This is a genomic window from Aquimarina sp. AU119 (assembly GCF_900312735.1).
Classification (GTDB): Bacteria; Bacteroidota; Bacteroidia; order Flavobacteriales; family Flavobacteriaceae; genus Aquimarina; species Aquimarina algiphila.
The window spans coordinates 104937-116338 of sequence record NZ_OMPF01000035.1; the positions used below are offsets into that span (position 1 = coordinate 104937).

The following is an 11402-nucleotide window of genomic DNA, read 5'->3' on the forward strand; positions in this document are numbered from 1 at the left end:
TTATATTAAAGAGTTTAATTTTTAGTAAAATAAACATAACACATCTACCATTTCAATAGTAAAAAATGAAAATGATATGGCTTCAACGTTATACAAATATGGATTTAACCAACTAAAAATCAAACTCTTAAAAAATATACTAGAAATTAAATCTCTTACCTAAAAATATAGATGCTTTTATGATATTTTAATATTCTTCAAAAATATTTATAGACCACTATTTAATCCCACAGCAAAATAATCTCACGAAGTTGAAAGAATTAACTCATCAGCCTCTGACCCCTTAAATGATACTTTCACAAGCATATCAGCACTAGGAGTTATATATGGCATTTGAACTACTACTTCACAATCTTTAAGTGCTTTTAAAACCTTCATATCAATTGCTTGATAACTCTTTTGTAAATTTCCGTTTTCCTCAAGTATATTAGCAAATTCCTTTTTTGAGATAGATACTTTATTTGTTTTTACCGAAATAATCTCGTTTTCTGCAATAGCACTTAAAAAATTACTGTTATGTTGATCTTCAATTACTTCTAAAAACCCTTTATCAGCAATATAATTAACATGCCACGAATTTTCTTCAATAAATATTTCATCTTCTCCTTCTTTTTTCTTGATGTATACAGAAGGGTAAGGCTTATTAAAATTTAAAATAATTTTCGAATTTTTAGGTATGGCCATCTCACAACCTTGCCAAAAATATAAATCATTCTCTGTATTATTTTCTATTTTGTCTTTTACTAATTCTAGAAGTTCATCTTCGTTTTCTAAATAATTTTCTATAGGATAAACTTTTAGTTCCTTTTTGTCCTTATAAAACAAGCACCCTGAATCTATTAACATAGCCCTTCTAGATTCATTAGAATCTAAAAAAGCTTCGTTATACTCATTATAAACACCTATTAAAGTGCTCATCTCATTATATTTAGATATAATTCTTAAAATTTTAAATTTGTTTTCAATATATTCTATACTATGTTTTGTTTCAATTTTCACTTCTCTTTTTGCTTTCTCCTCTAAGATATTAAGTCTTCCAACTATAGCATCATAAGAAAGCATTTGATTTTTTAAGGTATCATTTGAATAAAAAAGCACTTTAACTTTCCCTTTTAAGGTTTTAGTTTTTTGTACTAATTGATTCTTATCAGATATTAATACTTCTTTTAATTCTTTTCCTAATGTTTCTTCCATAATTTTAAATTTTTAATAATAGAGTTTTACAATTATTTTCATTGTGCACGTTTACAAATCTGTATTCAGAAGCTTATGAGCTCTAACTTTTAATTTAGTTTTTTCAATTCCTACCATAACATCTAAAAGTGAGCTAATATTTTTTAATGTACTTTCAGGTAATAATATCTTTTCTTTTCTATGTAATTCCCCATAAGTTACTAACGCTTCCAATTCAAACCATTTTGCCCCAATATTATTTGCATCTTTTATCGATGTAATTAACTGAAATTTCACTTTTTCATTCAAAGCATTATATTTCGCATAATAGCATTCTGCTAATACTCTTCTTACCAAAGATAATGTCCAAACTTCTTTATCATTCAAGCTTCGTTCCAAAGATTTTTCTAACAAATGAATTGCTTTTTCAACATGGTTTTTAGTTAAATAAGTTTGTGCTAAAGATGGTTCATACCATGATAATGCATAATATTGTTGACTTGATATAGTATCTTTTACATATGTTTCAGCGTATTCTACATTTCCATGACTCCATTCTTCTATCATTTTTAAATGTGTAGTAACCCAGTTTTTACCTGATTCATCTTTGTGCAATGAATCATGTTTCTTTACTATATTTCTAACTAGTTCCTTATCATCCAAAAAATATCCAAATAGTGCATAAAACAAATATGCAAGTGTTATTGAAACTGGATGTTTTATTTCTTCAGACCATTTTATCCCTTCTAAAGCGTATTCTTCGGCTCTCTTAGGGGCTCCCATAAACAAATAAATACTAGACAAAAAATAATATGAAGAACTTTTTGGCTCCATATTATAATTAAACCCAATTGCAATATCAGTATCTGCCTTATATATTTCGAATACTCTATTACAAAGTTTTTCCGCTTCATCTAATTTTCCATCCGCATGAAACGCCTGAGCAATTAATGGCAAAACTCCAACTTCTATATCTCTGTTCGGATATTTTTTAAGCTTATACAAAATACTTTTAGCTACTTTGCCAGCATCCTTACGTTTTGAATGGAAATGATAATTCAAAAACAAACCCCATTCAATTTTATGAGCTATTTCATTTATTATTTTATTTGAAATAATATTATTATCAGCCTGAGCTTTACTAATCAATAGCTCGTTTCTTTTATTAATTTTAATTACTTCTCTACTACCATAACCACTGATCGCCATTTGGGCAGGCAGAATTAAATCATTTAACACTAATTCTGTTTCTATCTTTTGACTTTCGTCTTCAATGTGGTCTATCCATTCTTTAATTACAAGATGTAAACTCAACGCTTCTTCATTAGCTGAGTTTTTAATATCTTTTCTGACGGCTTCTAATCCTAATTTTGAAGCTTTTTCATATTGCCCAGCTTCAGCCTGATGTCTAGCCAATTCAAATGGATTTTCCTTAATAATTTCTTTAAAATTATTTTCTATAGCCTCTGCAATTCTGCTATGTACCTCTTTTTTTAACTGAGACACCATACTCTCATATGCCGCATCTCGAATTAATGCATGACGAAAAATATAAATCTCATTATGTACTCGACGTTGACGATATATCAGATTAGCTTCCTGTAGTACATTAAGATTACCTTGTACCATAGCTTCATCATGCATGGATGCTTTTACCAAGAGATCATAGGTGAACTCACGACCAATAGCTGCTGCCAATTGTGCCGTTTCTTTGGCAAAACCGGTACGTCCTAATCTTGTATTGAGTAAACCTTTTAAAGTTACTGGTACTGAGGACGTATCAAATTTTTCTGCCAGTTGGTAGGTTCCGTTATCTAAAACCAAGTAATCTTGTTCAAGCAACATACTGGTTAGATCTTCAATAAATAAAGGAATTCCATCAGATCGTTCTACAATATAACCTAGCGCTTTGGTTTCAATAGGTTTTTGATGAATAAGATCTTTGATCAATGATTCTGTATAGGTCTTGTTAAGTATATCTAAGACTATAGTAGTTACTTGTTCCTCTGTCCAATCGGTAGTGAACTCTGGCCGAGCAGTAAGCAGTAAAAAATAGTTTTGCGTAGAATTTTTTGTGACCAATATATTTAGAAACTCAAGACTTGTTGGATCTATCCAATGTAAATCTTCTACAATCAACATGAATTTTTGTTGAGTATCAATACTCAAAATCCATTTTTCTAATGTGTTAAATAATATTTCTTTTTGTTCTAAAGGAGAAGCATCTGAGGTTGGATATGAATCTCCCAAAGGAATAGAAAACCAGGAACATAGTACAGGGATAGCAACAGCAGGATCACAACCCGCTTTTTGTAATACTTTTTGAAGTTGCGGGATGCTATCGGTAATATCTTCATGTATTTCTGCATCTTTTTTAAGCATCTCAAAAATAGGATACAATGCATTATTCTGGTATTCGGGAAGACAACGACATTCTCTAACTAAAAACTCTTCATTAATGATTTGTTTTTTAGTTTCATAAATAAGTTTAGACTTTCCTATTCCGGCTTGACCTTTAATCAATACAGTTTTTCCGTTTGCAGATACAATCGACTCCCACGTCTCTAGAACCTGTTGTTGTTCTGTTTCCCGACCGATCATTTTTTGTTCGGCACTACGTAAACTAAGATTTGACAGTGCTTCTGCAGGACGCTCACCAGTAAGTAAGAATGTAGATGTTGCATGACCACTTCCAGAAAACCCCTGACTACTATGAGGTTCGAACTCTAAATAAGGATCCAATAATTTTTTGGTAGTCTCTCCTACCAGAATATGCCCTGGTTGAGTTTCGTATAAAAGATTAAATGCTGTATTGGTTACCAATCCTTCTGGGGCACTTTTATGTTTGATAAGTACTGTACCAGAATTGATCGCAACTCGTATATCAATTTTTATTCTGTGCTGAGCATAGAGTAATGCACTTCTTTTTTGTAATTGACTTATGAGTTCTAATGCTGTTCTACCAGCACGTCTGGCATCATTGTCACTTACCTGTGGATATCCAAAATACATAATAATGGTATCAGCCATGGTACCAGAAATATGAGCTCCAAAACGTACTCCCATATCCTTACAAAGGTGTAGTTGATCTTTTTGAATAGCTTCAAGGGTTTCTATATCCAAGGCAGACTTACCTGATATCGATAAGTTAAGTTTTGCACAAAGTACAGTAAGTTGTCGTTTCTCACTATGATTACTAAGCCAGGCAAATTGATTAATTTGAGTGGCATCTTCAGCAGGTTGTACAATTGTATTTTGCGGTTGTATTTGCCCTACAATTGTGCTCAAATTTATTTCTGCAAATGCTTCAGAAATCATCTCTGCATTATGAATACGTTGACGAGGATCCTTATGCAATACATCTTTTAGTATTTTGGCAATAGGATGATCCATAATCGATGGTGGTAAAGGAACATTAACAGCATTTAATTGCTGTTGAAATATTTCGGCAACACTTGTACCCTTCATTACCGGCTGGCCCGTAAGACATTCTAAGAATATTAATCCCCAGGCATATAAATCTGATTTTACAGTAGGAGGTTCTCCTCTTAATTGTTCTGGCGCACTGTAGGCAGGTGTACCTATAACTTCTTGAGTTAATGTTAAATCTTTATAATCATCAGATTTAAAATCGTAAGAAAACGTTCCCATCCCAAAATCCAATATTTTTACATAGGATTTGGTTTTTCTTTTGGTGACCATGATATTATGTGGTTTTAGGTCACGGTGAATAATTCCTTTGGCATGAGCACATTCAAGAGCATCTAAAACCTGTTCCATCAACACTCCGGTTTCTTCTGCAGACAAACCATTAGTACGATTGATAAGGTCTTTTAATGTTTCTCCTGAAATATATTCGAAAACAGCATAAGGTTCTTCATCAATAGTATACCCCTTATCTAAAAGTGTAACGATATTAGGGTGGTTAATTTGCACACACAATTGTGTTTCTCTTTCAAAACGAGCAATATGTTGCTTTTTTGATTGTTCGCTGAGCGTATCTTTAAATTTAAGCATTTTGATAGCCACCGTCTGACCTGTGCTTATTTGCTCTGCCTTAAAAACTTTACCATACCCTCCTTCTCCTATTTTTTCTTGTATTCTATAGTTTTTAAGATCAATATCGACATCTGATTTGTGGGTTGTCGAAACATTTTTCATGGTCAAGTAGTATTAGTGATTTGCATAAACTTCTTTATTGTTTTGAAACGTGTTTCAACTTTCGACAGCCAATACTTCTCCAATACATTCTTCTTCCTTAAGTATTTGAAAGTAACGATGTGCAAGCCGTATTTCTCCGTACCTTCTTTCTATTATATTAGAAAAAAGATATCCGTATGGTTTTGTTTCTAGCAATAATTTTCTAAGGCGATAAATCTTAAGATTTAAGTAATATACATCTAATTCTTTACCGAATTCTCTACTCATATCTTTTAGTAAATCATCAATGGTAATCCAACCTTGATCCCCCAAAACATGACCTTTATTAACATCTGTTAATCTTTTTCTTGCCAAGGCCAATAAAATATAATTATGTACTCGTTCTCCTAAATCTAATTCTTGACTTTGAGTAATAATTTTAATTCGAATATGTTCTTCATCAGAACTCAATATAAATTGGAAATAGGCATTATTTACGACATGCCCATTATCCATAGTATCTTCTAATATGTTATTCTCTACAAACACATATTCCTCATTATCAATACCATACACCTCATCCTGAATTAAATCAAGAGCTTCTCCATTTTTTTCTAATTTCCAGGTTGTATCTCCAGGATAAATAAGAACTTCAGGTTTTTCATCATCTGGAAAGGCATGACAAGAGGTTAACTCAATTATTTTACTTGGATTTTCTAATGACTTCAGATAACTTGAAGGAGAATCTAAATTTATCATTTCCCACTGTGTAGTTTCCTGCTCTCCAAACTGGATTTTGGATCCTTTAGAAAGTTTCACGGTCGCATGATTAATATATTCTCCATTCACCAGAGTACCATTTCTGCTATGATCCTGGATATACCAATGACTACCTTTCCAAGATATTAATGCATGAGACTGTGATATATCTTGTTCAGAAAGATAAGTATTGGAAGTATGTCGATTTCTCCCAAACGTATGTTGAGTATTAAGGTATATAATTTCTTGTGTACGGTTATTTTTTATAATTCCCATTGCGAGCGAACCTTTTTCTGTTATAAAATTCTTACACTATTTAAATTCGGTTCTGTTATTTTCTGATTTTAAAGCATAAAATAAATGCTGAATACATCATATGATCAAAATATCTTTACCATAAATCTCCCTATAACACCTAAGAAGCATTAATATATCAAGACATTATAATTAACAAAACAGATCTCTAAAACCCCTGTTTATAAACTTTTATAACAATCAAAACCTATGGTATTGTCATAATTGTCTAACTAAATAATACTTGAAAACACATAAATCCATTACTACCTACTATTAATATAAAAACAATTTATATCTATATCAGAGCACCTATTATAAATACTTTAGCAACGAAAAAGGAGTACGATTGGAGTTAATTATGACTAATTGATATGTTTACTAAGTATTTAGATTTTATGTGTTATAATAAATTTATATAATTTTAAATTTCAGTTTAAAAAAATCATGAATACCTAATCATCCATAACATTTATAATCACAAGCTCAATACACTCTTTTTTGGGGTATAAAAAAGAATATTTCATCCCAATAGCTTCACATTTTAAAGGTTATTTAGTACTTATCAAATATAAAAAAGATTATCATTTTTTTAAGAAAAAAAACAAAATTAAATGTCTGATATACAATTGTTTATGGTTTTACCGTACTTTTAATAAGTCAATAAAGTATATTGGATTTTGCACAAAATTTAAACATTGTTTTTAATCTTTTATTAAAACATTTACAATGAATTTGTTACACTTAAAAAAGCCAAAAAAACTCAGCTTTATTACTTTGATGAAATAAGATGAAATATTTTTTTTGGAAAACTTAATGTAAGTTGGGCGTATCAAAAAAGTGACACAAAAAAAATCGGGTATTTTGGGGGAATATATCTATTTGCAGTGTCACTTTTTTATTTTCATCCAATTTGATTCTCCAAATATTTGCTTTTAATTTCTATCTTAAATAAGGAATGCTCATACAAATGAAATGTATTACTATTATATTTAATTAATATTTTTAAGTCATTCATCCAAGCATTTACTCACCAGAAAAACACTGTCTTCTTAGCATAAATTCGAAAAAGATGCTAGTATACATTATGAACCACTTATCTTAGATTATAACTTTTTAAAAAATCTAATCTATTATCTGACTAAAAACATCTTTAATGAAATCAAATTTTTAACTCAAATTCTATGTAATGTTAATTTTGTTTAAAGTTTTCGATCTATTATTAAACAATTTGTATCTTTAAATAAAAATTTAATTATGGAACTAATAAAAAGAGCCTTAGAATTTGAAGGGATGAAAATGAGTAACATGAGTACAAGTGATCGGGTCGTAGCTTCAAGAGAAGCCAAATCAATTATTTTGGCAATAAATGAAATTTATAAAAAAACCAAGGATACCAAACTTATGGATATTATGAAACGCGTAACTGCTAAGAAGAAGAAAATAGAAAAACGACTTAAAGGGACACCTGTTGTTTAAATTGGTTATTTAACCACAAAAACTTACTTATAAATAACATTTTGAAAAAAATGGTTTTAGAAACTACTTATACGAATAAAGATACCAGAAAAACAATCAACAATTTGATTGGAAAACCATTTTCCTTTTTACAACGTTTAAAATTAAATGGTATAGGTTCAAAACGTATGATAATACAAGAAGTGAGTCCTAATTTGAAATCTTACTTAAACACTGTTTCTGACCTCAATTATGGCAATATTGAATTAAGACCTAATGGAATTTTAATAGGGATAAATAAAGGGCTAAAAAATTACACTTGGGTTATACCTTATTACCAATTTTATTTATATAAAACTAATGGAATTAGTATTCATGCTCAGGGTAGGTTTATTCATTTCAAAAACAATAGAACCCATAAAGAAAATGCTTCTTTTTTTGAAAAATTAATACACTTAAAAGCAGATTATGATCTAAGATTTCCTCACGTAGATTCAATTTAATTCTTTAGAGTAAAATTTTTGATCAATGGGTTAAAAAAGAAATTAATATCTATATTATATTTTTCCTCTTTATGTATTGCCCTTTAGTAGATTATACTAATCTCAAAATTATTTTATCATAAATAGACAGGATTAATGCAATGATATGCTATCGATCTCCAATTTAAATTGCTCAGCTGTTTTATTTCCAATAAGAAAAGCTATTTCTTCAAGAGTTGTACCTGGATAATTAGGAATATCCAACTTCCTCCCCCTAAAAGTAGGATACATTTCAGATAAAGGTATCTCGATCACTTGCCAATTTTTTGTTGTCAAGATATAATTGATATAAGCATGTGAATCACTTTTATTTGACTTAACTCTTAACTGGTAACGTTTTCCGTCTCCTCGCAAACGAACAACAATTTTGCTATAATTATCAACATTTCTGGACTCAAAATTATATCTCACCGAAGAAAAGCCACCATTATTTTCTAAGGATACATATCCTTCAAAAACTCCAGAACCTTCATTATTAATATAGAAGTTACCCCCAGAACGACCTCCCATAACTTTATCATCAACTATTTTCCAACTAGTACTATCGGTATCTTTATTAAAATCAAAAATGAGTAAAGGGTTATTCATAAGCATTAAAAAACAACAGAACAGGAACAAAGAATTCATAAATCAAGTGTATAAAAAAGTTTTCCAAAAAACTGAATGTCAACAAATTTACGATGCTTCAATCAATAAAACTTATAGCACTATGTTAATTTTTGTTTAACTAATGTAAAAAAATATTAAACAATATTGTAAATTTGAATATATAATGCATCAATAAATTTTCAAAACAGAGAAATCTTTTTTTACAATCTTTCTGTATTTAATGATGACAGTTAATTTTTATCAATTACAGTTCTAAAAAAACATAAATGAAACTAGAAACCGAAACTTTATTAAAGCCTAATGGTTACAATTTAAATGGTTTTTCTATAGATGAAATAGGAGATGATCATATCAGTACCGGAATAGAAACCCCGATGAAAGAAAATGCTTTTGAGTTATCAAATAATGAAAAAAAAGAACGTATCACTCATTTGTTTGCAGAAATTATGGACGTTATGGGGTTAGATTTATCAGATGACTCTCTTAAAGGAACTCCAAAAAGAGTTGCAAAAATGTATATTGATGAAATCTTTTCGGGATTGGATCCACAGAATAAACCGAAGATTGCATTGTTTGATAATAAATATAAATATCAGCAAATGTTAGTTGAAAAAAATATCACATTTTATTCTAACTGCGAACATCATTTTGTGCCTATCATTGGTAAAGCACATATTGCATACATTTCATCAGGTAAAGTGATTGGGTTATCAAAATTGAATAGAGTTGTACAATATTTTGCAAAGCGGCCTCAAGTACAAGAACGATTAACAAATCAAATCGCAATAGAACTAAAAGAAGTATTAAACACAGAAGATGTTGCGGTTATTATTGATGCTAAACATTTGTGCGTATCCTCACGAGGAATTAAAGATGATACATCTGCAACAGTAACCTGTTATTATGGAGGAGTATTTAACACACCTAACAAGATAGCAGAATTACAGAACTATCTCAATACTTAAAAATTGATAAGAAAGAGAAACTAATAATAGAAAATTATGAATTTCTTAATGTAAAAATCATGAGGCATCAAATGTGTACTACAATAATATTTAAAAACTAACTATGTTTGGATTATTTAAGAAAAAAAGTGAAACCGAAGTTTTGCAGAAGAAATATAAAAAACTGATGAGTCAATGGCATGAATTATCAAGTATTAACAGAACTGAAAGTGATAAGAAATACGCAGAAGCTCAAGCCATTCTTGAACAAATAGAAGACATCAAAAAGGCATAACATAAAAGCTATGGTTCTTAAGCTGTAAGCCTAAATAATTAAAAAACTTGCATCTTTCATTTTATACTGTATCCTTATTTCATCCCCAAGTAAGATTATTAGAAAATGAAAGTAAAATCCTTAAATAAATTGGTTTTATATTATATCCTATGGTAAAAATAGATTCAACAATGGTATCAGGTATCACTATTGTTGTAAAAAATAAATCACTTAAAGCTTGAAAAATGGTCTGACTTTGGTAATTATTTATCAAATGAATGAGATTAACAAAACTAAAATCCTTTGCCAGATTTATAGGTTAGTATAAAACCATTGGTGTCGTTAAAAGGAGTATTTCTGTCAAAAGCAGTATAGGTGTAAGCAAAGCGCCAATTTTTAAATAAATAAAGTCCGATAAGAGCATTCAATGAAGAACTACTTCGATAACCTGCTCCTATTTCTATTTTATTTTTATAATTAACAGATACATTAAAATCAAACTGAGCGGGAGCATCTGGTTCAAACTTGGCCAATACACTTGGTTGGACACGTATTTCTTCAAACCTACTAAAATATAACCTATATCCTCCATACAAATAATAAGGTGTTTGGATATTTACATTTTGATCAGAATTTATACTATTAGCCCCTATATTTTGTGCTGAAAAACCAATATAAAGTTTATCATGATTATAGAGTACTCCCAAACCAAAAGTTGGAACCGTTACATTTACATCGTTTTCAAAATTTGGATCCCCCTGTATATTTAAGCGTGATAAATCTTCATTTAAAAAAAGCATCCCAGTAGTAAGTCCAAAAGATAAAACATTAGGGTTATAGTTCCACCAACGAGCTCGATCATAATTGTGATCAAAAGATATTTTATATGCATACGAAGCGAAGACTGTTCTTACAGAAGTTACACCGATTTGATCACTTATAAAACCTCCGCTAATTCCAACATTTTCCTTAAAAACATTTGTATTAAAAATACCCGAAAATGTTCTTGGGTTTCCTTCAAATTCACTTAAATATCCGAAGTTACTTATACTTACCTCGGTGTTTTGATGATAACCAGAATGAGCAGGATTAATTAATACTTGATTGTAATAATAATCAGAAAACACAGGTGTTTGCTGAGCCTCTATAGTATAATTATATAAAGACAAAAGAAGTATTGCCAGTATACGATATCTAAATTTTGTCATA

At 29.9% G+C, this 11402-nt stretch carries 9 protein-coding genes; 4 read left to right on the forward strand and 5 right to left on the reverse strand.

Translation table 11 applies throughout. From position 1 onward, the window contains the following. Positions 1-243: 243 nt before the first annotated feature. From DK442_RS25570 to DK442_RS25580, 3 genes are read right to left on the reverse strand one after another with little or no spacing between them, the layout of a single operon-like run. Entirely contained in the window at positions 244-1194 is a 951-nt protein-coding gene (locus tag DK442_RS25570) for a hypothetical protein (RefSeq protein WP_109438755.1), read from the reverse strand. A gap of 51 nt (positions 1195-1245) precedes the next feature. Further along, on the reverse strand, positions 1246-5334 hold the full coding sequence (locus DK442_RS25575; RefSeq protein WP_109438756.1) for a TOMM system kinase/cyclase fusion protein: 4089 nt from the start codon (positions 5332-5334) through the stop codon (positions 1246-1248). A 54-nt stretch (positions 5335-5388) separates the two neighbouring features. Then, a complete protein-coding gene (locus tag DK442_RS25580; protein WP_109438757.1) occupies positions 5389-6348 on the reverse strand; it encodes an FHA domain-containing protein in 960 nt (319 codons plus the stop codon). 1275 nt (positions 6349-7623) lie between these two features. On the opposite strand from DK442_RS25580, the gene DK442_RS25585 reads away from it, so the two are divergent. Both DK442_RS25585 and DK442_RS25590 read left to right on the forward strand, forming a co-directional pair. Further along, positions 7624-7845, forward strand: coding sequence for a hypothetical protein (locus tag DK442_RS25585; protein ID WP_109438758.1), 222 nt, complete (start codon positions 7624-7626; stop codon positions 7843-7845). A 50-nt stretch (positions 7846-7895) separates the two neighbouring features. After that, the gene (locus tag DK442_RS25590; RefSeq protein WP_109438759.1) at positions 7896-8327 is read left to right on the forward strand and encodes a hypothetical protein; all 432 of its coding nucleotides are present in this window, start codon (positions 7896-7898) and stop codon (positions 8325-8327) included. Between the two features lie 132 nt (positions 8328-8459). Here the strand turns inward: DK442_RS25590 and DK442_RS25595 are convergent, their stop codons facing one another. Continuing rightward, positions 8460-8954, reverse strand: a complete 495-nt coding sequence (locus tag DK442_RS25595) for a CIA30 family protein (RefSeq protein ID WP_200825174.1) — start codon at positions 8952-8954, stop codon at positions 8460-8462. Between the two features lie 287 nt (positions 8955-9241). Between DK442_RS25595 and folE the strand changes: the two genes are divergently transcribed. After that, complete coding sequence (folE, locus tag DK442_RS25600; RefSeq protein ID WP_109438761.1) at positions 9242-9940, forward strand: GTP cyclohydrolase I FolE; 699 nt, start codon at positions 9242-9244, stop codon at positions 9938-9940. Positions 9941-10043: 103 nt separating this feature from the next. Next, entirely contained in the window at positions 10044-10214 is a 171-nt protein-coding gene (locus DK442_RS25605) for a Lacal_2735 family protein (RefSeq protein ID WP_109438762.1), read from the forward strand. A gap of 272 nt (positions 10215-10486) precedes the next feature. Here the strand turns inward: DK442_RS25605 and DK442_RS25610 are convergent, their stop codons facing one another. After that, positions 10487-11401 carry a PorP/SprF family type IX secretion system membrane protein gene (locus tag DK442_RS25610; RefSeq protein ID WP_109438763.1) on the reverse strand — a complete coding sequence of 305 codons (915 nt, stop codon included), beginning with the start codon at positions 11399-11401 and terminating at the stop codon, positions 10487-10489. Position 11402: the final 1 nt, after the last annotated feature.